This is a genomic window from Pedobacter sp. GQ55 (genome assembly GCF_059758925.1).
In genome coordinates this window covers 35,089-58,452 of the sequence record NZ_JCAXEI010000004.1, presented here as the reverse complement: position 1 = coordinate 58,452, position 23,364 = coordinate 35,089, and the positions used below count along the sequence as shown (strand labels likewise).

General features: G+C 40.2%; 23 protein-coding genes. 17 read left to right on the top strand and 6 right to left on the bottom strand.

Features of this window, described 5'->3' with window-relative positions:
* Positions 1-13: 13 nt before the first annotated feature.
* From AC6CH7_RS13075 to AC6CH7_RS13045, 7 genes are all read left to right on the top strand, one after another.
* The gene (locus tag AC6CH7_RS13075; RefSeq protein WP_498263155.1) at positions 14-1,603 is read left to right on the top strand and encodes a sodium:solute symporter family transporter; all 1,590 of its coding nucleotides are present in this window, start codon (positions 14-16) and stop codon (positions 1,601-1,603) included.
* A gap of 13 nt (positions 1,604-1,616) precedes the next feature.
* Complete coding sequence (locus AC6CH7_RS13070) at positions 1,617-3,791, top strand: alpha-L-rhamnosidase-related protein (RefSeq protein WP_498263154.1); 2,175 nt, start codon at positions 1,617-1,619, stop codon at positions 3,789-3,791.
* A gap of 123 nt (positions 3,792-3,914) precedes the next feature.
* Entirely contained in the window at positions 3,915-4,382 is a 468-nt protein-coding gene (locus AC6CH7_RS13065; RefSeq protein WP_498263153.1) for a (2Fe-2S)-binding protein, read from the top strand.
* 33 nt (positions 4,383-4,415) lie between these two features.
* Positions 4,416-6,707 (top strand): molybdopterin cofactor-binding domain-containing protein, encoded by a 2,292-nt coding sequence (locus AC6CH7_RS13060; protein ID WP_498263152.1) that lies wholly within the window; start codon positions 4,416-4,418, stop codon positions 6,705-6,707.
* Positions 6,708-7,093: 386 nt separating this feature from the next.
* On the top strand, positions 7,094-8,005 hold the full coding sequence (locus AC6CH7_RS13055; RefSeq protein ID WP_498263151.1) for a helix-turn-helix transcriptional regulator: 912 nt from the start codon (positions 7,094-7,096) through the stop codon (positions 8,003-8,005).
* Between the two features lie 151 nt (positions 8,006-8,156).
* On the top strand, positions 8,157-8,990 hold the full coding sequence (locus AC6CH7_RS13050; protein WP_498263150.1) for an alpha/beta hydrolase: 834 nt from the start codon (positions 8,157-8,159) through the stop codon (positions 8,988-8,990).
* Positions 8,991-9,011: 21 nt separating this feature from the next.
* Positions 9,012-9,545 (top strand): hypothetical protein, encoded by a 534-nt coding sequence (locus AC6CH7_RS13045; protein WP_498263149.1) that lies wholly within the window; start codon positions 9,012-9,014, stop codon positions 9,543-9,545.
* A 43-nt stretch (positions 9,546-9,588) separates the two neighbouring features.
* Here AC6CH7_RS13045 and AC6CH7_RS13040 read toward each other — a convergent pair whose 3' ends face one another.
* On the bottom strand, positions 9,589-11,586 hold the full coding sequence (locus AC6CH7_RS13040; RefSeq protein WP_498263148.1) for a DUF1963 domain-containing protein: 1,998 nt from the start codon (positions 11,584-11,586) through the stop codon (positions 9,589-9,591).
* Positions 11,587-11,966: 380 nt separating this feature from the next.
* On the opposite strand from AC6CH7_RS13040, the gene AC6CH7_RS13035 reads away from it, so the two are divergent.
* From AC6CH7_RS13035 to AC6CH7_RS13005, 7 genes are all read left to right on the top strand, one after another.
* Entirely contained in the window at positions 11,967-12,896 is a 930-nt protein-coding gene (locus tag AC6CH7_RS13035) for an SPFH domain-containing protein (RefSeq protein WP_498263147.1), read from the top strand.
* 2 nt (positions 12,897-12,898) lie between these two features.
* Entirely contained in the window at positions 12,899-13,147 is a 249-nt protein-coding gene (locus AC6CH7_RS13030; protein ID WP_498263146.1) for a hypothetical protein, read from the top strand.
* An 11-nt stretch (positions 13,148-13,158) separates the two neighbouring features.
* Positions 13,159-13,884 carry a hypothetical protein gene (locus AC6CH7_RS13025; protein WP_498263145.1) on the top strand — a complete coding sequence of 242 codons (726 nt, stop codon included), beginning with the start codon at positions 13,159-13,161 and terminating at the stop codon, positions 13,882-13,884.
* 19 nt (positions 13,885-13,903) lie between these two features.
* Entirely contained in the window at positions 13,904-14,470 is a 567-nt protein-coding gene (locus AC6CH7_RS13020; protein WP_498263144.1) for a DUF6620 family protein, read from the top strand.
* A gap of 146 nt (positions 14,471-14,616) precedes the next feature.
* A complete protein-coding gene (locus AC6CH7_RS13015; protein ID WP_498263143.1) occupies positions 14,617-15,222 on the top strand; it encodes a hypothetical protein in 606 nt (201 codons plus the stop codon).
* 16 nt (positions 15,223-15,238) lie between these two features.
* Positions 15,239-16,000: a leucine-rich repeat domain-containing protein gene (locus AC6CH7_RS13010; RefSeq protein WP_498263142.1), complete on the top strand. Its 762-nt coding sequence runs from the start codon at positions 15,239-15,241 to the stop codon at positions 15,998-16,000.
* Between the two features lie 151 nt (positions 16,001-16,151).
* On the top strand, positions 16,152-16,679 hold the full coding sequence (locus AC6CH7_RS13005) for a hypothetical protein (RefSeq protein WP_498263141.1): 528 nt from the start codon (positions 16,152-16,154) through the stop codon (positions 16,677-16,679).
* A 130-nt stretch (positions 16,680-16,809) separates the two neighbouring features.
* On the opposite strand, the gene AC6CH7_RS13000 is transcribed toward AC6CH7_RS13005, so the two are convergent.
* Positions 16,810-17,187, bottom strand: a complete 378-nt coding sequence (locus AC6CH7_RS13000; RefSeq protein WP_498263140.1) for a winged helix-turn-helix transcriptional regulator — start codon at positions 17,185-17,187, stop codon at positions 16,810-16,812.
* A gap of 108 nt (positions 17,188-17,295) precedes the next feature.
* Here AC6CH7_RS13000 and AC6CH7_RS12995 point away from each other — a divergent pair, with 108 nt between their 5' ends.
* On the top strand, positions 17,296-17,898 hold the full coding sequence (locus tag AC6CH7_RS12995) for an FMN-dependent NADH-azoreductase (RefSeq protein WP_498263139.1): 603 nt from the start codon (positions 17,296-17,298) through the stop codon (positions 17,896-17,898).
* 222 nt (positions 17,899-18,120) lie between these two features.
* Here AC6CH7_RS12995 and AC6CH7_RS12990 read toward each other — a convergent pair whose 3' ends face one another.
* From AC6CH7_RS12990 to AC6CH7_RS12980, 3 genes are all read right to left on the bottom strand, one after another.
* The gene (locus AC6CH7_RS12990; RefSeq protein ID WP_498263138.1) at positions 18,121-18,576 is read right to left on the bottom strand and encodes a VOC family protein; all 456 of its coding nucleotides are present in this window, start codon (positions 18,574-18,576) and stop codon (positions 18,121-18,123) included.
* An 80-nt stretch (positions 18,577-18,656) separates the two neighbouring features.
* Complete coding sequence (locus tag AC6CH7_RS12985) at positions 18,657-19,157, bottom strand: SRPBCC family protein (RefSeq protein ID WP_498263137.1); 501 nt, start codon at positions 19,155-19,157, stop codon at positions 18,657-18,659.
* Positions 19,154-19,474: an ArsR/SmtB family transcription factor gene (locus AC6CH7_RS12980; RefSeq protein WP_498263136.1), complete on the bottom strand. Its 321-nt coding sequence runs from the start codon at positions 19,472-19,474 to the stop codon at positions 19,154-19,156. The genes AC6CH7_RS12985 and AC6CH7_RS12980 overlap by 4 nt, the downstream gene beginning before the upstream one ends.
* 551 nt (positions 19,475-20,025) lie before the next feature.
* Between AC6CH7_RS12980 and AC6CH7_RS12975 the strand changes: the two genes are divergently transcribed.
* Positions 20,026-20,460, top strand: a complete 435-nt coding sequence (locus AC6CH7_RS12975; RefSeq protein ID WP_498263135.1) for a winged helix-turn-helix transcriptional regulator — start codon at positions 20,026-20,028, stop codon at positions 20,458-20,460.
* A gap of 334 nt (positions 20,461-20,794) precedes the next feature.
* Entirely contained in the window at positions 20,795-21,664 is an 870-nt protein-coding gene (locus AC6CH7_RS12970; RefSeq protein WP_498263134.1) for an NmrA family NAD(P)-binding protein, read from the top strand.
* A gap of 239 nt (positions 21,665-21,903) precedes the next feature.
* Here the strand turns inward: AC6CH7_RS12970 and AC6CH7_RS12965 are convergent, their stop codons facing one another.
* Entirely contained in the window at positions 21,904-23,097 is a 1,194-nt protein-coding gene (locus tag AC6CH7_RS12965; RefSeq protein WP_498263133.1) for a 3-keto-alpha-glucoside-1,2-lyase-like domain-containing protein, read from the bottom strand.
* Positions 23,098-23,364 lie beyond the last annotated feature (267 nt).

Genomic DNA, 23,364 nt, shown 5'->3' with positions numbered 1-23,364 from the left:
ACCAGATCATTAAATGGGAAACATTGTAGAGCGCTTAACCAATCTGGATTACTTCATTGTAATTGCCTATCTGGTTATTCTAATAGTTATCGGTTATAAGGCTAGTTTTTCTAAAAAGGAAAACAACGATGAGACCCTTTTTCTGGCCAACAAGTCCTTGGGGTGGCCTAGCATTGGTTTTAACATGTGGGGAACCAATGTTGGCCCTTCTATGTTACTGGCTTTTGCCAGTATAGGTTATAGTACAGGTATAGTAGCGGTTAACTTTGACTGGTATGCTTTTGTTTTCCTTTTTTTACTGGCCATTGTTTTTGCACCTAAATACCTTGCAGCTAAAGTAAGCACCATGCCTGAGTTCATGGGTAAAAGGTACGGTAACTCTACGCAGAATATCCTGGCCTGGTATGCGCTGATCAAGATCCTGATCTCGTGGCTATCATTGGGGCTTTTTGCAGGTGGTTTCCTGGTCAGACAGATATTGGGCATCCCAATGTGGCAGTCGGTAACAGTGCTGGTCGCTTTTGCAGGTCTGTTTACTTTTTTTGGTGGTTTAAAAGCCATTGCCAAAGTAAATGTATTTCAAATGATTCTGCTTATTGCGGTATCATTAGCCTTAACCATTTTAGGCTTACATAAAGTAGGTGGTATTGAAGCCTTGTACAGCAAAACGCCGGCACATTACTGGAACCTGATTCAACCTGCAAGTGATCCTAAGTATCCATGGTATGCTATTTTACTGGGGTATCCAGTAGCAGCAGTGGCTTTCTTTTGTACAGATCAAGCTATGGTACAATCAGTACTTGGAGCTAAAAATCTGGAACAGGGGCAACTAGGCGTTAGTTTTATAGGTTGGCTAAAGATCCTTTCACTTCCTTTGTTCATCATCACAGGCATTCTGTGTTTTGTGTTGTTTCCAGATTTAAAAGATCCTAATGAGGCTTATATGACCATGGTAACCAATCTGTTCCCTCCGGGCATGAACGGACTGGTGATTGTTGTGCTAATTGCGGTATTGGTAGGTACCATCGGTTCATCTTTAAATTCATTAAGTACGGTGTTTACCATGGATGTTTATGTGAAAAATATCAATCCACAGGCAACCAATAAGCAGATCATCAGGATGGGCAGGATGTCAGTTATTGCAGGGTGTATTCTTGCAGTGATCGTAGTACTTGCTATTGATAATATCAAAGGCCTAAACCTGTTTGACGTTTTTCAATCAGTATTGGGCTTTATTGCACCGCCATTATCGGTTGTGTTTCTGCTGACTGTCTTCTGGAAAAGAACAAGCCGGAAAGCTGTAAACTTTACGCTTTCAATAGGTTCGGTTTTAAGTTTGGGTACGGGCGTAACTTATTTGTGGATATTACCTCCTGATAAAAACCCTTTCTGGCCACATTACCTGATTCTTTCCTTCCTGATTTTTGGAGGATTATTACTGATCGCGGTATCGATTTCCTTGCTGGACAGAAATCCGACGGTTTATGAAATCAATGAACTGGACAAAAGCGCAATTGAAAAACCGGCAAAAGGCGTCTGGATCTCCTGGATAGCGCTTGCGATGACCATGATCGCTTTATACCTCTTTTTTAACGGACATTAATTTACTTGATACTATGAAATTACCACTTATAACTGCAATATTTTTTTCTCTGATAATGGGTTGCGCTGAGTTACATGCACAGCAAGCCTCAAAAGCTTCCTGGATCTGGTATCCGGGTGATATGGACATCTGGGTATCCAACAAAATGCAAAACCGCAGAACCGAAAGAGGGGCCTTCCTTCCCCCATTCTGGAAAATGGATAGCCATTATGTACTGGTCGAATTTCACAAAGAGTTCAATCTGGAAAGTGCAGAGGAAGTAAACCTGCATGTGGAAGGGCAGTACAATGTAAAGATCGATGGGCAAGCCTTTTCCGGTTATCCGAAAAAGATCACCGTGCCTGCAGGCAAGCATAAATTAAGTTTAAAAGTATACGGACAGGACAAGGTGCCAGCGATATTTGTCCAAGGGAAAAGCATTGTTTCTGATCAAAGCTGGCTAACAACTTTTGAAGATAAGGAATGGATAGATGAGAGTGGAAAGGCTTCAGATAAATCAGGAACGACCTTCGTTTCAGTAGGATCATGGAATTTAACAGATCCATTATCTCCTCCATCACAGTTTAAATTAAGCACCAAGCCAATGTCTGCGGTAAAACTAGATAAAGTTGACAAAGGATTTGTAGCAGATTTTGGTAAAGAAACCTTTGGTTTTCTTAAGCTTCAAGGCTTAAAAGGCAAGGGTAAACTGCATGTTTATTACGGAGAATCTAAAGAAGAAGCCCTGTCTTCCGATAAATGTGAGACGCTTGACCTTTTAGAAATCGATTTCAAAGAGAAAAGAGATTCTGTGATTGAATTGTCCAAGGCTTTTCGATATGTAAATTGTCAGCCCGAAGGCAACGTGACACTTGATGGGCTATCAATGTTATATGAATATGCCCCGGTAACAGAGAAAGGGAGCTTCCGCTGCTCAGATGAACAGATCAATAAGATTTATGACGTATCCAACTATACCTTTCACTTAAACACCCGTGAGTTTTTTATCGACGGAATCAAACGTGACAGGTGGGTATGGTCAGGCGATGCTTATCAAAGTTACCTGATGAACTACTACTCTTTTAATGAATCACCTATAGTGAAAAGGACACTGTTGGCACAAAGGGGTAAAGATCCGGTAACAGCGCATATCAATACCATCATGGATTATTCGTTCTATTGGTTCTTAGGTATCTATGACTACTATCAATATTCTGGTGATCAGAAATTTGTTCAGGATATTTATCCGAGGATGAAAAGCCTTATGGATTATGTATTAAATCGCAGAAATAAAGATGGCTTGCTGGAATGGATGCCGGGGGATTGGATTTTTATTGACTGGGCGGATAAACTGAGCAAGGATGGAGAAGTGAGTTTTGAGCAGTTGTTATTTTGTCGTAGTCTGGAAACCATGGCACTTTGTGCTGATATGACCAGCGATACAGAAGCTGCGGTGAATTATAGAAAGCTTGCTGCTGATCTGAAAGCAAAAATATTTAAACTCTACTGGGATGAAAATAAGCACGCACTGGTACATAGCAGAGTTGGCGGAAAACCCACTGATAATGTAACGCGTTATGCGAATATGTTTGGCATTTTCTTCGATTACTTTACACCATCCCAAAAACAGGAAGTGAAACAACATGTGCTGATGAATGATAAGATCAATAAGATTACTACGCCATATATGCGTTTTTATGAATTGGAGGCCCTTTGCGCAATGGGGGAGCAGTCGTACGTATTGAAACAAATAAAAGATTACTGGGGCGGTATGCTGGATTTGGGCGCTACTTCTTTTTGGGAAGAATATAATCCAGATAAAGTTGGATCCGAACACTATGCGATGTATGGTCGTCCCTTTGGTAAAAGTCTGTGCCATGCCTGGGGCGCCAGTCCAATTTACCTGTTGGGTAAGTATTACTTGGGTGTTAAGCCCCTTTCACCAGGATATGAAACCTATGCGGTAGAGCCTTCGTTAGGTGGATTAGATTGGATGGAGGGGAAGGTGCCTACACCCTCTGGAGAGATAGCCCTGTATTGTAGTAAGAAAGAGATTAGGGTGAAATCTGATGAGGGTACAGGTGTACTAAGATTTAAGAGTACAACTATACCCACCGTAAAAGGTGGTAAGGCAGAAGAGGTAGGTAAAAGGACTTTTGAGGTTAAGCTGGAGAAAGGAAGAGAGTACACCGTAGGTTATACCAAATAATATCTGTTATCATCCAAACCAATGAAGATATTCTGATTTGTTTCCTTTTCTTAATTCTATTAAATATATTTATAGATAGAAAATTGATGTTGTGTGTAAAGTCTAGACTTAAATAAACAGAATATGGCTAAGTACTCAGTTCAGGTAAATGGTAAAAAACACGAAGTAGATGTCCCGGAAGATATGCCAATGTTATGGGTACTTCGGGATATTATTGGGCTGAAAGGAACGAAGTTTGGTTGTGGTAAAGCCTTATGCGGAGCCTGTACCATACACCTCAATGATACTGCAATTCGATCTTGCAGCTTTCCTGTTTCCGCAGTTGGCGAAGGCAAAATTACAACGATTGAAGGTTTGGCTGAAGGGGGAGATCACCCTGTTCAGGAAGCTTGGGAAAAATTTGTCGTCCCTCAGTGTGGATATTGCCAAACGGGTCAAATTATGAACGCGGTAGCTTTCTTGAAAGGAAATGCGCATCCTTCCGAGCAGGAGATCGAACAGGCTATGCAAGGAAACCTTTGCAGATGCGGAACCTATAACAGGATAAAGGCAGCCATACTAAGTGTAGCTTCTGGTTCTTCTGCTATATGATTAATCTATCCATTATTAAATTGAGTACACATCATGAAGATATTAGCTCCTTTTCAGAAAAGAAAAGCCGAAACAATAGTTTCGGAAGTATTTAGTGCTTCCAGGAGAGACTTTTTAAAAGCCGGTGGAGTGCTTGCCGGAGGTTTGGTGTTGGGTGTAAGTTTTTTTAGCTGTAATGAAAAAGGGAAAAAAACAGCCACTTTGGCACCTAATGTTTATCTACGGATTACATCAACCGGTGAGGTAATCATCATCGCCCACCGCTCGGAAATGGGCCAGGGAATCCGGACATCTCTTCCGCTGATTGTAGCTGACGAATTAGGCGCTGATTGGAGCAAGGTACAGATCGTGCAAGCAGAGGGTGATGAAAAGAAATATGGTAACCAAAATACCGATGGTTCCTTTTCTGTAAGGATGTTCTATAAGCCCATGCGGGAAGCCGGTGCAACGGCTAAGCTGTTACTCATGCGAGCTGCCGCTCAGAAATGGCAGGTACCGGTTGAGGAATGTGACACGGAAAAAGGATATGTTGTTCACAAAGGTTCCGGTAAAAAGCTGGATTTTGGTGATCTGGTAGAAGCGGCAAGTTTGCTTCCCGTTCCTGCCGTAGCTGAGCTAAAGCTGAAAGAACGCAGTCAGTTTAATATGATAGGTAAGGAAACGCCTATTGTAGATCTGCATGATATTGTAAGTGGCAAAGCCGTTTTTGGTATAGATGCAGTGGCTGAGGGTATGAAGGTAGCGGTTATTAAAAGATGCCCGGTTGTAGGCGGTTCTGTAAAGTCGTTTGACGACACAAAAACACGTGGCATACCGGGAGTCATTAATGTCATTTCCATTAAGGGAGCTGGTCTTCCGGCCACTTTGAAAAAACCCTTAAGTGGTGTGGCGGTAATAGCGGAAAATACCTGGGCTGCTATCAAAGGTCGTGATTTGCTGGAGGTGGAATGGGATTTGGGACCTAATGCCACGTATGATTCGGCTAAACAAATTGAAGAGCTAAAGCAGGAGGTTGTTAAAAATGGAACGGTGCGCCGCAAGCGTGGTGATTTTAATTCAGCAAGAGCGACTGCAAAAAAAATTATAGATCATACCTATGTCGCGCCGTACCTGGCGCACGCTACCATGGAGCCGCCATGTGCCCTTGCCGTTGTGAAAAATGGCGCCTGCGAAGTTTGGGCTTGCACACAAAACCCACAGGGAGCAAGGGAGGCCCTTGCAGAAGCTTTGGATTTTTCGGTCGACAAAGTAAAGGTAAATGTTACCTTGCTGGGCGGTGCTTTCGGGCGAAAATCTAAACCTGACTTCATTCTTGAAGCTGCTATTCTAGCCAAAGAATCAGGTCTTCCTATAAAGGTGCAATGGACAAGAGAGGATGATATACATCACGATTATTTCCATGCCCTAAGTGTACAGCGCATTGTTGCTACAATTGACCAGCAAAACAAACTTAGTGGCTGGGATCATCACATTGCTTATCCTTCTATTTCATCTACTGAAGACATTTCTGTTCTGCAACCTGACGATGGCGAGTTGATGTTAGGCGCATCTGACTTTCCTTATGATGTGCCTGCAATAAAAATAGAAACGCATGATGCCAAATCACACCTGCGTATTGGGTGGCTCAGATCTGTGCGCAATATTCCTCAGGCATTTGCCATCGCAACGATGCTGGATGAAATTGCTGAAGCGAGGGGAATAGATCCAATAGCAAACGCCATTGAACTTTTAGGGGAAGACCGGAACATCACTTTTGCCCAGGAAATGGTGAAGACGACTTATCCCAATTATGGAGAAAATATTGCAGACTATCCCTGGGAGATCAGTCGCATGAAGGAAGTTATCCGCCGTGTAGCCAAGGAATCTGGTTGGGGAAAGAATATGCCAAAAGGAACCGGACTTGGTTTTGCAGCACATAAAAGCTTTTTAACCTATGTGGCCTGCGTAGTGGAAGTTCAGGTAGATACGAATGATAAAATCACCATTCCAAATGTCTATTATGCTGTTGATTGCGGCATGGCGGTGAATATCGACCGGATTAAATCGCAGTTTGAAGGCGGTGCACAGTTTTCTGCCAGTCTTGCACTAAAAAGCACGATCACGGTGAAGAATGGGCAAGTGGAACAGAACAATTTTGATGGTTACCAGATCATCCGAATGCCGGAGTCGCCCAAACAGATCCACGTGCACATTCTGGATAGCGATGCTAAGCCGACAGGTGTTGGTGAACCCCCTGTGCCGCCATTTACACCAGCACTATGTAATGCTATTTATGCGGCGACAGGAAAACGAATTTATACGTTGCCAATTGATTTGAGTGTTTGAGGAAGAACTTCAGACAGGTTTATTACTATAAAATCATATAGCAAATTTTTGACATCAAAAAGTGGTTTTAGGCTTCTTTACACTATTGAGTGTTGTTCTGGTCCTCATTCCTGAAATTTTTTCTCTGGGGAAATTTTCTGATGGCCGCAGGTATTCTCTTGATTATCTGTTTTCATCTGTTGGATAAAGATTTCAAAGGGGTGATGATTGTAATTCCTTTCTTTTTGCTGTCGCTGGGCGGCATATACCTGCAACACCCACTTGCGAGAATAACCCGAGACAATGGTTTTAATGAGCGGCAAAGAGGAATATCTTTGGTAAGACTTGTTTTTGTTGGGCAATTGCTATATTGTACATGTCTTTCCAGAGTAAGATAATTTCGTCATATGTATTTAACTTCGCTTCCTGACCACTCCAGCCCAGATTTTAACGAAGAGCTGCACTTTAGCAGGTTTAAAGAACACAATGTTATTTTCAATACTACAAGCAGTTTTAGTTTTTGTGATGATCATGTAGGATGTTTGTCTTTTAAGACAATATTGAAAGGTGAAGAGTGGTATGGTATTAATAACCGCAGACTGGCGATAAGGCCCGGACAGTTCCTGATCCTTAACAATGAACAGAATTATTCATGTAACATTGATACCCATGAAAGCGTGAGTGGGATATCGGTTTTCTTTAAAAAGGAATTTGCATCTTCAGTCTTCAACGACACATTGAAAAATGATAACGACTTACTTGACAATCCTTTCCTTATTCACAATGCGCAACCTGAATTTTTCCAGACGCTTAATGCTATTGAGCCTGAAGTACAGCTTCAACTTGCAAAAATGATTTCAGATCTTGACACCCACGGTTATACTGGCGGTACAGAAGAACATCTTGTTTTTTTTCTTCATTATCTGATAAGCACGCTCAAATCAGAATCAAGACAGGCAGCTGAGGTTTCAGCGGTAAAGCTAAGCTCCAAAATGGAGATATACAAACGACTATGTATTGCCAAAGATTTTCTTCATTCCACGTTTATGGAAAAGCATGATTTAAATACACTTAGCAGTAATGCCTGTTTATCGGTTCCCCAGCTTGTCAGGCAATTTAAGTCTGTTTTTAAGACCACCCCGTATCAGTACCTGATCCAGATCAGACTTGGCCAGGCTGTCGAACTCCTTAAAAACAGCGATAAACCCATACACGAGATCACCTGGCAATGTGGTTTTGAGAATGTTAGCGCTTTTTGCAGGGCTTTTAAATCGGCTTATGGTATTCAACCTTTAATCTTTAGAAAAGCTTACGCTTAAATTGAGCATTCTTGCATACGTTTAACACTGGTGATGGAGTAATTTAGGTCAATTCTTAAACTTGATCATGCTAACTCCAGTAAAATTGAAACGAGCGTTAATCTTAATCTTTTGTATCTTATTGATAACCCTTTGCCAAGCTCAGGATCACGTGATACCACTTTATCCGCATGGTATTCCAAATTCAAAAAAAGCGCCTCCGGATTATATAGAGCACACTGACAGCACCGGTCTGACCAGCAATGTAAGTGTCCCGACTATGCAAGCCTATTTTCCGCAGAAAGGTAAGGCCAATGGCACTGCTGTAATTATTTTTGCAGGTGGCGGCTACTTTGTTCTGGCGCCAAAAAAATGCGTTGAGCTTGCAGAGGCATTTAATGCACTCGGAGTTGCTGCCTTTGTTGTGAAATATCGTTTGCCCAGCGAAAAAATCATGAAAGATAAAACAATAGGCCCCCTGCAAGATGCCCAGACTGCTATTAAAATCGTGCGTAAAAGAGCTGGCGAATGGAACATAGATCCGCTCAAAATCGGTATGATGGGGTTATCGGCAGGGGGCCATCTGGTGTCGACCGCCGGTACTCAGATAAATAGGATGGTGATTGAAGACAGTGAAAACATATCGCTTAGGCCAAATTTTATGATCTTGCTCTATCCTGTCATTATTTATGATCCTCATATATCGAGGACCAGGGAAAATTTAATAGGAAAGACACCTTCCCGGGAGGCATTAAATTTATACAGTACCGATAGGCATGTAAGTGCCAAAACGCCACCTACATATTTGGTCCATGCTGCTGACGACGACATCATTCCTGTCAAAAATAGTCTGAGTTTCTTTGATGCAATGCTTAAAGCCGGTGTTCCCGGCGAGTTGCATATCCTGCAATCCGGTGGACATGGATTCGGTATCTCTGATCCGGGAAACAAAAATAATTGGTTTCCGAGTTGCCAGAACTGGATGCAAAAAAATGGTTTGCTTTAATAGTACGATAACTGTTAATGATTGCAAAAAACAATTCAGGAATTGAGCATTCTTGCACATGTTTACGAAAACGGGAAGGCTAATTTTGATCAGTTTAAAACTACATTATTCAATAAGATATTAAAAAATCAATCTATGAAATCAGTAAGTAAAAATTTATCATTAGTATTAGTATTGGCACTAATCGTATTGTTTTCCTGTAAGAAAAAAGAAGGCGGGTCACCTGTAAATTCCGATGAGGAAGCCGCAAAAAGAGTTGTGGGAACATATAAAGGAACGCTCGATGCTACCCAGGAATATTTTAATGCAATTATTGTGATTACCAAAGAAAGCGGCAACAGAGTAAAGATTACACCAAAACAGGGCGAACCGTATTCCAATGTAACGCCAAAAATCATCACCGTAAAAGCCATAAAAAATTCTGATGATGTTGAGGCCATTGGTACACCTGAAGGTACACTGGTATATCAACACTCGGTAAAAAACATAGTTATTGTTACACTTTCCAGTTCTTCAGGTGATGTTACATACAATTTCACGGGAACAAAACAGTAAGGTTGAAGATTTTACCAAACAAGAGGCACCAGGGTAGCAGGCATCAACTGCTTTCTATGGTTACGAAAATATTGCTAAAATCGCCTTTTGCCAAATCGCTTTTATGTATTACAAAAAAGAGATCACCTGCATCTCCCCACATAAAATCACCTGTAGAACTTACTTTAAGCAAAATGATCCAATCTTCTGGATTTCCCTTCAGCTTTAAGGATGCTTGTAATTCGGGTGCCTCATGCTGTGTAAAACCGTAGGCATTTATGGTATGTTTATATTCTTCTTTATTGGCACCTTCCTCAAATAAATCACCCGATAATTCATCAGAAATGGATTCTTTGTTTTGTAAAGTTGCTGCATCTCCTTTAAAAAGATATTGATTTATATAACTGGCATAAAATGAAGGAAATGAAATTTCTTTAACCGCATCGGCCCTATGGGCCACATAAGCTGGGTTAAACATTTCGTAATAATCAGCTTCTGAAAATTGAAAACGTTTACCGCTTTGTAAGGTTGCCGGATCTTGTACATAAATAACCTTACAAGGATTACCTGCTGAGCGGTTATAAATGTTGTGCATGGTTTCTAGAAAAAAGAACAGGATACCTTTACGTGGCAAATAATCTTGTAAGTTGGAAATGTCTTCGCAATTGATCTGGGCTATAAACTCATATAAATATTCTCTGTCGCCATCATCTGTTTTATCGATAAAATTTGGATAGCTTATATCTCCAGGCAAATCGGGCATACCACCAAAACGGTGATTGCCAATTGTGGCATAATCTTCTTCATCAGTAAGTTTAAAGGCGATGCTTTTTTTAACCAGTGAGCCCAGCGCTTTCTGTTGAGTAGTAATGTTGTTTTCTTTGAGCACTGTTTCTATTTTGCCTGCTAGCGCTATATCGGCCTTGGCCAAGAAAACATCATCATCCCAGGTGTCTGTACCTTTACCATCGGCTCCTTTGTAGTCAAAATCCATTAGTCTTTTTTTATCTGCCATAGACAACTTTACATCCGCTACCTTATTGATTTCTTGGGGCAAGCTTTCTAACGGATTTTTTTCCAGGTCGATGTAATTTAAATTTCCCTGATGCAGCAAGGTAGCCGGCAGGGTTTTGAGCTGGTTATTTGAAAAATTTAAAGATTTTATAGCTGGCAAATGTGCGTGTTGCGGGAGTGTTTCCAGCTGGTGGCCAAACAGTGTTAAATGTTCTAGTTTAGGTAATTGGAACAGACCTTTGGGTACTGTTTTTAATTGCCCGATATTAAAATAAAATCTGTTTAAGTTTTTAAGTTCAGCAATGCTTTCAGGTAATGTTTCAATGTGGGTTCCGTTTATGGCGAGCTGCGTTAACATTTGCAAACTGCTAATTTTTTCGGGTAGCGATTTTAACGGTAGTTTTTCTACTGGCCATTTACAGGCAATCACGAGTTCTTTAAGGTTGATGAAAGAGAACACTTTCTCTGGTATTTCTTCAAAATCTGGATTAGTAAGGTACAGATAGTGAACAATTTCTGGTGGTGCCTGCAGCGTTTCTTCGTAAATAGTAAATTTATAATTGGCCCAATCTAATGTACCTGCATTGAATTTCTTATATATTTTAACAGGGAAAACTGGCTTCGAATCATAAGGAGGCTTTAAATAACCATTGTAAGCCACCCAGTTTTCTTTGAATGTAATCGTGCCAAAAAAATCGAGGCGATACTCAAATCCCTCTTTGCGCACATAGGCATAAGTGGCTTCACATTTGTCTTCTTTAACTTCAAAACTTCCCATTGGTACTCCATTTTGATAGAGACCAATACCGGGAAAATCGATATGCACTGTTGCCACATCATCTTCTATGCCTTCATCAAGCAATTTGGCTTTGATAGCTTCTCTTACATTGCTTGTTCTGGCTACAATGTGCGTGTTAAGTTCTTTGCTAAACTCAGGTATTTCCCAATTTGATTCTTCTGTTACGATATCAAAAGAAAAATCCCCAATCTCAAAAACTTCTTTGTTATCGGCCTGTATTTCAAAGGGAGGAATTTCAGGTGTTTTCATTGCTTTTTCCGTTTTACTTCGTTAAATAAATATCTTCAATCCATATGCAGGTGAAAATTGACATACATTATCGTTGACAAGCGATATAAAATTACTCCAACACTGAGCTTAATCCAAAGAAACTAAGACTACTCAGCGTCTACGCACTGTTGAATATGCGTCTACAATTAGCCTACTAAAAACTTTAAATTATTGATGTCAATTAATGATTTCTATGGAGTGTAGACGCTCTGTAGATGCTTTATTGCTTTGTGTAGGCGTTTTGTAGTCCGCTAAATCTTGGAAATGAATCCCAATGTCCGGAAATTTGAATAATATAAAATCCAAGCCAGTAATTATAATCAAATTCTATTTATTCTTCATTATTAGTTAATCCGAGTATGCAATTACCGTTTATTGAGATCATAGAATCTTTAACCCCGGGTCCGAACATGTTGATGTGGAAGTTTGCAGATGAGGACAAAGAAATAAAGAATGGCGCAATGTTGACCGTTCGGGAAAGCCAGTCCGCATTATTTCTGAATGAAGGCCAGCTGGCAGATGTGTTTTCCGCCGGAAAATATAAACTGGAAACAGAAAACATTCCGATATTAACACGCCTGAAAGGTTGGAAATACGGTTTCCAAAGTCCTTTCAAGGCAGATGTTTATTTTTTCAACACACGCCAGTTCATCAACCTCAAATGGGGGACACCAGCGCCCGTGCTTATGAGGGATAAGCAATTGGGGCAGGTGCGTGTTCGAGCTTTCGGCTCGTTCAATATCCGTATAAAAGACGTAGGAAAATTCTTTAAAGAATATGCGGGTACTTACCCAGGGCTGACCATTGCCGAACTGGAATGGGAGCTTCGTGACTTCATTGCGGCAAAATTTGCGGAGGTGCTGGCCCAGGCAGATATTGCAGTGATTGATGTGGCGGGAAATCTTTCGGCGTTGAACGAAAAGGTACAGCCGCTTATTCAACCTTATTTTAGCCAACTCGGACTGGAGGTAACCAACTTCCTTATTGCAGGTGCTACCCTGCCGGAAGAGGTGCTCAAACATTATGACACGGTTACCGGAATGAACATGGTAGACGACATGAATAAGTTCTCCCAATTCAACACGGCAAATGCTATCGGAAGGGACAATACAGCATTGAACGACGCAGCTAAACAGGCAGCAGCTCTTGCAATGATCCTGAATCACCGGCAGCAGCCTGCAGATGATATCACTGCGCAGTTGAAAAAGCTGAAGGTACTTTTTAATGAGGGCCTGATCAATGAATCGGAATATTCAGCTAAGAAAGAAGAGCTGCTAAAATCCTTGTAAATATGCCGGAAGAAGAAAAGAAAAAGACGTTAACCTACGTGGAAAAGCTGAAGCAACAAGCCCTTGCCCAACAGAACTATGGCGGTGAGGTGGTCGACAAAGCAGCGCAGATGGAAATACGTGACTGCCCTAATTGTGGTGCTGGCAGGGCCTACCACCATGGTTTGACCAATTGCGCTTATTGTGGTTTCAGCTTTATGGATATTAAACTGACAGACGGCATTTACATAAAGAAAGACAATAATTCATAATGAAAGAGCTGATGAGGCAAACACAAGAACGATGGTTTGTTTTCCTGGAAAAGCTGGAAGCACGGATGGGAGAAATGTGTACCGCTGCCATTCCGGAGCTGAAAGAGATTTTTAAAGCGGACCAGGATCCATATAAAAGAGCGCATGGCCGCATGCTGGCGGGGCTGCTGGGCCAAATACGCCGGATGCAGGACCAAGCAAATGAAGTTAAAGAGGATAAGATCCTTGGTTTGATATATTCATCGGGGATTTTTACAGCAAACAACTTCAGGGAGGCCTGCTTTAGCCGACATTATGCTTTTGAAAAGCGATGTCATGATTATACATCGCTGTTACAGGAAGCCGCCGGTCAACAGGATCTAGAAGCATTTTATCAGGAGCAGCTGGCTTCATTTGCGTTAATAAAGGACGAGTTCAGCTGCAAGCAATGCGGAGGAAAAATAACCATCTCCAAAATGTTCTTCATCGCAACATATGTAATTTGCTCGTATTGCCAGACGCAGAACACCTTTTTACCCTCCAGCGGTGCGCAAATGGTTTTGCATAAAGCACGCAGCCTTGCAGAACAACGCACTGCGCATTTGTTGAATGCCTATCAGGACCGAGAACCCAAGGACCCTGATTTATACCAACAATATCTTCGTGCCATGTTTGACCAATGGAACAAGATTACACCAGATATGGAGGAAGAAAATGAAAAGTTCTATCTCCGCCTGTTAAAAGATAAAAACATTTAATCATTTATAAACAAGTATTATGTCGGAAAATCCATTGTTAAAGCCCATTCACGGGATTAGCCTCGAAGATTACAGTGCAGCGTGTGCCAAACTAGGAAGTGGTTTGAGCGAAGAGGCAATTGCAAAAGCGCTCGGAGTAGAATTACCAGTATGGCAGGAAGCGAACCTGCTCTGGCCTGAAAGAATGAAACAGGATCAGACTTTTGAGATCGTGACGCTGTTTGGCCAGTATTTTGCACAGGCAGGTCAGCATCCGAAATTCAGTAATGCCGTAGCCGGTGCTGCCGAAGATGCAGGGTATACAGCGCAGATAAAAACAGATAAAGATTTCTATCAGGAACTGGAAGTAGCGCGAAATGTAGCATACGAGTACGGACTAGACGGCGCCCAGTGGATCGCCAATAAGTATGGTATTACCCTGGGAGATTTCCAGATCGCTGCTTCCAAATGGAATGCGGAGATCCATGCTGACATACAAGCAGATTTTCTGGGGTACACCCAGAAACAGGACGCTTACAACGCAAAGTACAGACAATTATTTGCAGCCGCGCAGGGTGGAAATGTAGCGGATGATATAACATTCTAAATTTAGTGGAACTTTCCATAAACATTGCAACTAGCTGTTTATAGCTAGTTGCAAATGACTGTTTACAGCTATTGTGGTAAATATTTTCTGCCCGTAATTTCGAATGGCTAAGGAACTTTAGCCATACCTTAAGGACAGAAAAAGTCATGAATAAAAGAATATTAAAAGTACTATCGGTAAAATTGCTGCTTTTGTTGTGCGGCCATATGGCTTATGCACAAAAGACCCCGGAATGGGTTCTCCCTACTACTGCTTTTAATGCGGTTGAAACTGCTAGGCTCATGGAAAAGGGGACAGCTATCATACAGGGAACGGCCACATTAAAGAAAAAAGGCAAAGATAATTTTGGCGTTAAAGGAAGTCAGATCCTGTTATTTCCGGTAACGCCATATTTCACAGAATTTCTGGAGCTGAAGAAAAAATTTAATAGCCGCAAAAAGCAGGCTACCATGAGCAATGTTGCCTTTACTTACCGGGTGGAAGGTAGATTTATAGATGATAAGGGAAGCTTTCAGTTTACTGACCTGAAACCGGGAAAATATTACATCATTAGCTGGATTGCCTTTGCAAGACAAAAAACAGTTGCTGTTCAAACCGGAACCAGTACCTCCTATAATGTTTATGGATATGTTTTAGGCTCATCACCAATTTATGAAGACTACCAGTATGATGTTTTTATTGAAAATGAAATCAGTGGGTTTGTGGATGTTAAGGAACCAGACGCGGTAATGAATGTGGCTGTACATAATTAAATCAGGAAGAAAACCGATGAAAAAGGAATATTTATCTTTTAATATAATGCTTATTGGGGTCATGGTATCATTCGGTGCTATTGCTCAAACTGTAAAAATACCCGACCCGAATTTTAAAAAGCAACTGGTTATTCTTGGGGTAGACCTTAATGGAGACGGAGAAGTTCAGTTGTCTGAAGCACAAAAAGTAACAAAGCTAAATATAGATCAGGCTGGTATAAGTTCATTGATCGGTATTAAAAGTTTCACAAACTTAAAAGAGCTTAGCTTTTGGAATAATCAGGTAAAAGTATTGGATCTTGAAGGCATGAAAGATCTGGAAGAGATCTTTGGTTATAACAATCAGATCCAGACCATGAACCTAAAAGGAATGGCAAACCTAAGGACTTTGTATGTTCATCAGAACAAAATCAATACCTTGGACTTAACCGGACTGCTGAAGCTTGAAGAGATAAAAATGCACGATAATGCCCTGTATAAAGTCGATATTCCTGACCTTCCTAAGCTCGTGCATATTGAGTTTCAGAAAAATAATTTACTTGAGTTTAAAGTTTCTGGATGTGCTGCTGTGAAGTTAATCAGACTAAGCGAGAATCAATTGTCAAAACTAGATTTTAGCCAATTTAAAGAACTTGAGGAGTTGTCTTTGAGAGATAATCCGTTGATTTCCCTTTACGTGTTGGGCTTGAGAAAGCTTAAGTTGTTAGACTGTTCTTACACCCATTTAACAAATGTTAATATGAGCGGAACGGTAAGTTTAAACAAAATCGACTGGTAACATGAAATTGCTCCAAATTCATAATTGGATTGTTTTACCAAAACTATATTCTACTTACATTGTTGCATTATTTTTTTATTAATAATTACCAAATAACTGCTGATGATTATATTGGAGATTACAAGATGAGCACATACAAGTTTTGAGTTAGATGATAGACATAGAAAGAAGAAGAAAGCTCGCCTTTCATTTACGACATCTCTCTGTTGGACTTATTTCAAATGATGACTTTGAGGAACGTCTTATGGATGATGTGACAAATGATTGGCTACCTGAGCAATACTATAAATCGGAAGAGGCTAAAATTGATGACAAAATAATCCAACCGATGCTTGAACTCTGCTGGGGGTTGTACGATGATACCAGAAATCACAAATTAACAGGGGCGGACAAATTACCAAAACACAGCCTGAAAGTAATCGCTCGTTGTATATTGTTTCTTCAGACTGATAAAGAATATGAATGGCCATACTTCCAGACTAATAACCCCTTATTTAAATTTTCATTGGGCGAAATTATCTTGACCATTCTTTCTCTCGGTCAGTACTACCGAGACATGAGAAAACAGCAAGAAAAGGCATTCGAGGAATTTCAAAAACTTGGTAATTTTGAAATTTGGCCATTTATCAATCAGAACGACTATGATGAACAATTGAAACAACAGCCATTCTTAAAATAGAAACTTCCAAACTAAGCAGGTAGTTTTGTAGGCTTTGATATCTTAGCGGAGAAGAGGGGAGTTCATTGCAACATACCTGAATGGCTTGATGAAAAGCTCCATTTTAAAGAGGTGGCCACATATGGAATAATCAAGATTGTTTCCGCATGCTCTGCTTAACTTTTTCCCTGTGCTGTTCACCCCAGCTACTTAGTTCAGCTAACACATTTTTTAAAGTCAGGCTATAACTGGTTGCTTCGTAAACAATACTTACCGGTTGAGTAGGATACACATTTCGCTTGATAAAGTCATTCAATTCCAAATCTTTTAATTCTTTAGCTAAGACCTTGGAGGAGATTCCGGAGACTTCATTCTGAATTTCATTGAAACGCTTGGACGATTGTACAAGTGAAAGGATCAAAGCCAACTTCCATTTCCCATTTAGCACATAGAGGGCATCAAGAACGTTTTTAAGTGAGCCTGCGCATTCTGCCCTGCCTGGTATCGGCTGATTTTTAATGACTTTCATAATAGCAAAGATAATCACTTACCCCGATGTAAGCGCTTACCTTTGGGTAACGACTAACTTTTTATCATCTGGTAACCCTAGCTTTGCCCTTGACAATTAATCAATTTTATGAAACATATCCTTCATTTAAAATCAAGTATACAAGGTGCGACATCGTACAGTATTAAACTAGGTCATGCCATCGTTGAAGAAATTCAGGAAAAATATCCGGGTAGCACTGTTGAAGAATTAAACCTGGTCGATATTGAAATACCACATCTTAAACCTGAAGTCCTCCGTACATTCTTTATTCCCAGCGATCAGCTGACTGAAGAAGAAAAAGAATCTATCCTGCTTTCTGATCATTTAGTTAAACAACTATTCGCTGCAGACATCATCGTCATTGGTGCGCCGCTGATCAACTTTACAATCCATACATCGCTAAAGGCCTGGATTGATCATATTACCAGGGCCGGAATAACTTTTGGGTATGGTGAAAATGGTCCAGTTGGAAAGGTAACGGGAAAAAAAGTTTATGTAGCCATGTCTTCAGGTTGTGTTTATTCAGAAGGTCCGGGTAAAGCCAATGACTTTGTTGCGCCCTATTTAAAGGCTTTCCTTGGCTTTTTAGGCATGACAGATCTGACGGTATTCCGTGCTGAAGGACTAAAAGTGCCAATAGTGAAAGAACATGCCATGGCCAAAGCCATTGACAGCATAAAGATTGATTAAAATCTTCTTTTAATTGACCTGAGTGATGCAAATCTAAAAACAGGGATTAACATGTAAAGAAGGGTATTTATAACACCTCATTAACCCGGAATTTGAATGCAATTTATCGATTTAAAGAAAAAGGGTTGCTCGACAAAGAGCAGCCCTCTGGGGAAATTAGTTCAGCCCCCTTATGCGCAGAGTGGGGCATAGTCGGACACCTTATACCATTTTTGACCTTTTTTAGAGACCATCTTCGGTTAAATGCCCATTATAATTTGGGTCAAATTCCACAATCCATTCAATGCCATATTTGTCTCTAAACATTCCGGCGTATGTACCCCAAGGACTGTCGCCAATGGGCCCCTCAATATTTCCGTCTGCTGAGAGTCCGTTAAATAAATTGTCGGCTTCTTCACGACTTTCTGCGCTAATTGATATTTTAGACCTGTTTTCATTTTCGTTTACTCGTCCCATAAATTCCGGAACATCATTGGCTATTAACACATTGTGTTTTCCTATAGGCAAAACAATGGTCATTATTTTATTTGCTTCGTTTTCTGGTACCGGAAATTCAGGGCTTGATAGATCTTTGAAACGAATGATCTTCGTGAAATCTCCGCCAAAAACTGATTTGTAAAAAGTGAATGCTTCTTCAGCATTTCCATTGAAATTGATCCAAGGATTGATTGTTCTCATAACTTTATTGGTAAGTTTTTAATTTTTTCTGCTCACGCTATTCAGCATTCCTATTGTCCAAGTGATTGCCAATGTGCTTCTTATAATTTCTGCGATAAGGCTGTCAACAGATTTTCCAGGTTTTTTAATGTTATGGTAAAGCCGATCTTAAAGCCTTCCAATAATTTTTCCATTCGTTCAAACGATTCATTAAAAATGGTAATACTCACTTTTGTTCTGCCATTTTGTTCGCTGAAAGTATAATCCCATTGAGAACCAGGTAGTTCACGATTTTCGTCTTTATCTGCAAACGCGTTGTATATCTTAAAATTGGTTTTCGGGGTAATGGATGTAAATTCCTGCACCGCCCAACGCTCCTGTCCGTCGGGGCTTATCATCGCATAAAATCGCCGCCCGCCTACTTCAAAATTCATATACTTGGTTTTGGCGCGCATGGGTGCAGGTGCCCCCCATTGGTCCAGCAGTTCTGGCTTTGTAAAAGCATCCCATACTAAAGATTGCCCGGCATTAAATTCCCTGATTATGTAAACCGTTTTCGCGGTTTTGTCAACATTAAAATCAAATAGCAAATCGTTGTTCATTTTTTCTGTTCTTTAATTGTTGATAATAATTGGTCAAGTTGATTAAATTGAATTTCCCATTTTTGTCTGAATTGGGCTAACCAATTATCAAATTCTTGCATTTTTTTCGCATTAAAGTGATAATAAATCTCCCTGCCGTTCTGCTCAGGTTTAATCAATTCGCATTCATGCAATACTTTAATATGTTTTGATACTGCCTGGCGGGTCATATCAAATTTTTCCGCCATTGCATTTGGTGTTAATGCCTGGATAGCGATTAACGTTAAAATGGCCCTGCGTGTTGGGTCTGATATGGCCTGGAATATATCTTGTTTCATTGTTGATTGTTAATTGCGCAACTTTAAGGTTGCAAATATATATGCAACTTTTGAGTTGCGCAAATATATCTGCTTTTTTTGTTGAGGTATAACCACGGGAAGTTTAATTGTGGTATCGGTTACCGTAACTAACAAAACCTGGTCATACTTTAGATGAAGAAGGGATCTGGAGTTGAAAATATTCATAATTATATCATTTTAAGATATTTGTCTTGAATTTATTCGGGGTGTTTATGAACAGAAAATAGTTCGAAAAAAAGATAGCCTGGCAAGAATGAATGCTTTAGCAGGCTATTATACAACAAGGCGGGGAATTGGATTATCCACTGCGTCATCCAGTAGATGTTTTGTCTGATACTAAAAAGGTTGCTCTGTTTGACGGAGAGAAAAATTAACAATCGGAATTCGTTAGCAAGTGCTGCCGAAATGTTGAAAGTGATCTTAGATCAATAATTAATATAATTTTGCTATCAGCCACATATTATTTGCATTTTTACAATCCTTTGTAAGCACCAAAAAATGTTTTTAGCAACAATTGTATAGTTATCGTGATGAAACAAATTCGACCGCGTTCCAATTGCCCTATCAGCTTCTCAGTTGACATCCTTGGTGATAAATGGACATTATTAATCCTGAGAGATATGATTTTTAAGGGAAAATCGTCTTACAGTGAATTTATACAATCAAAGGAGAAGATTGCGACAAATATTTTGGCAGATCGCTTAAATATTCTGGAGTCTCAAAAATTTGTTGAGAAGTTGGTCGCTAGTGACAAAAAGTCTAAGTTCACTTACATTCTAACTGAAAAAAGTATCAGTTTAATCCCTGTTATTATCGAGTTGGCCATTTGGGGAGTATCCTACTTTCCGCTTGATGCCGATCCTGACTTAATCATAGAATTTGAGCCTGATAGGGAAGAAACGATTGCTAAGTATAAAGAATTAGCCCGAAAGCGTGCAAAAGAGCTAAGGCAATCAAAACCTTAAAGTCTTTAATTGTCTTAATTGAACTCATTTGCTCTGGTTACTGTGTCCGATTTTTTCGCTATCAAATCATAATTCGATTTCCTTTGAAATGCAACGTATTGATTTTTAACACTATAGATCTTCGTAGGGCATCCGTAAGCGGATGCTGAATTATCATTTGAATTACACTTGCAAAAAGCAAGTTAAATTACTTTAAGATTACCTTACTTGAGTGATGATGCATTAAGTTTGCGATCAGTTTGTCATCAGGAATAGTCGAACGGCGTTAATCTACCAGCGCTGCACTTATCGATAATCAACCCTGGTTTGTCAAACTCATTTAAAAATTTAAAACATGGAAAAGCCAAAAATTTTGATTACGGGTGCTACGGGATCCACAGGACTGCCATCTGTTGAAACTCTATTAATAAAAGGATTTGAGGTACGTGCGCTGGTGCATAAAGAAGATGCCCGTTCGACCCGTCTTAAAGGGCTTGGTGCCGAGATCATTGTCGGAGACATGCAAAACCTGGACGACGTCAGATTAGCATGGCAAGGTGCGAAAAGAGGATACTTCTGCTATCCATTAAGCCCCGATCTTTTGGATGTGACCGTCATTTTCGCGCAGGCCGCGAAAGAAGCCGGCGCTGAGTTCATCGTAAACATGTCACAAAAACAAGTGAGCGCAACTTCTAAAAGTCCGGCGACTATTCGTCACTTTTTGTCTGAAGAGGTTTTCAGATGGACAGGCATCCCAACAACACACCTTAGACCGACTTTTTTTTCTGAATGGTTCTTATATGTCTCAAACCAAATTAAAGACGGCAAACTACAAATGAGTTTTCCTGCCGATGCACAACATGCTCCGGTAGCTGGCGAGGATCTTGCGAGGACTGTTGCGAGCATAATAGAGGATCCGGATAAACACATTGGTGAAGTTTACCAACTATTTGGCCCTGAGATGTTAAGTTATGCGGAAATTGGGAAAATCATTGGCAAAGTCTTAGGGAAAGAGATTGTATATCAACAAGTGAGTGTACAGGATATGGCTGATTCGATTGGCCTGGGAAGTTATGATCATTTTAAAGATCATGTTGCTAATACGCTAGCGGATAATATCTTTGGTATACCCAATTTCAATAATAAAATAGAAGAAATCACTGGAATACCACCAATAACCTTTGCTGATTTTATTGATAAGAATCGTGAAGCATTTACTCACTAGGGAAACAGCGTGCCCGTGCACACCAGATGAGCGTTATATGGCCCTTCCTGAGAGAATACAGTAATATTCTTTCTAGTGGGTCTTTCATAATCAGTTATTTGAGGGTAAATGAAATAGACTCGTAGCTGATGTGGCATATCAGAACAGGACTTTATTACAATGATATGGTTAAAACATGCGAAATGACAAATAAAACAATTAAACCCAAGCATCTTTGAGGTCTGGTAGCTTCTAGGTTTTCAGCGCTTGATACCCCCGTTATTATCCAACCTGGCAATAATGCCCCAGCCGTAGAAATAATTTGCAAGTGCTATCATTATGTCGTTTTTGCCTTTACGCAGAGGAAGTTTAACGGTGGCGTTTTCTATAGTGCATCTTCCGTCCGGACTTTTTTGCGCTGGCGTACCAAAGTAATTTTTATCAACGTATATAATCTGACCATTCAAGAAGAACCATACTTCGTCACTAAAGCCAAAATTTAGAATTCTTTGCTGTTCCTTATCGGATTCGATTGTAGTTTTAAGCCATGTAAGTCGCCGGGCGTCATTTTCTTTCAGTCCATATATTCTGGTAAGGTTAATAATTCCACGCGCTTCAGCTTTTATCGGTGACCATTTTGTATTGCTATCTGGTAACTCCGAAGCAGTTAGCTTTCCATACATACTTGGCAAAGAGAATTTTATTTCTCGTCCAAAAGGAAAATCTTTCGCAGGCGCTACCATCCAATCTCTTAAGTACCTTGTGTCGCCAGTGGTTGCAATATAGCCAGATTCGGAACTTAAACCCTCTGTAGCATTTGGTTTGATTGTAAAATTGGCATATATAACATTTCCTGAAAGCGAAATGCCGCCAGAGTTACGTCCACCTTCCAATTCGGGAACAATGAGTGCAGGCTTGGTCATATCATTTATATAGACCCTCATCTGTTTACCGGATATAACCAATTTTACATGATTCCATTTATGCTGATATATAACGGCACCTGCCTGATACTCATCGGTCAAGTCCCAGATGCTCATGCCGTCCATTAGGGCAGCATACTGCAATGTTGTTCTGGTATCCGGTTTTACAGCGCCAAAAGAGCGGATATAAAAATTCTCACCAGTTTTATGGTCTTCGGACATGCGAAAATTAATTCCCGGAAATCCCATGCCGCTAAGTTCTACATCAAATTCAATTGTACCATTGCTGAAATCGTGATTTTTTAAAAATGCCTGAAATGCACTTCCATTTTTTCCTTTTATAACACTCGTGTTTTTGTAGGTTATAAATTCAGTTGTAGCTGTGTCGCTTTTCCAATATTCAGCCTTCATTGGTATTTGAATTTCGTTACTTGAACCTGATTTTGTTGCCTTTATCGATTGGGCATAAATTTGGAATGAACACAAGATTCCGGATAAAAATAGAATTGATAATTTTATATTATTCTTCATGATAAAAAGGTCGGGGTTAAAAGCAAACCAATTCAATGCCAGTATTCAAATACTCGATTCTTAGCAATAAGTCCACTTTCCAATGCTAAAAAGTGGTCATTTTCGAGCACTGGTGTGCGATTTCGTACGTCGATTCATGCGCTGGTAACAGTGAGCAATAACCGCTATCTCCGAAAGGCAACCTATACCAACCTGAACGGAAAATTTAATGAATAGTCCGCTATTATTTCTATAAAAGTGCTAGGTTTGAGTTGCCAGTTCTGGATT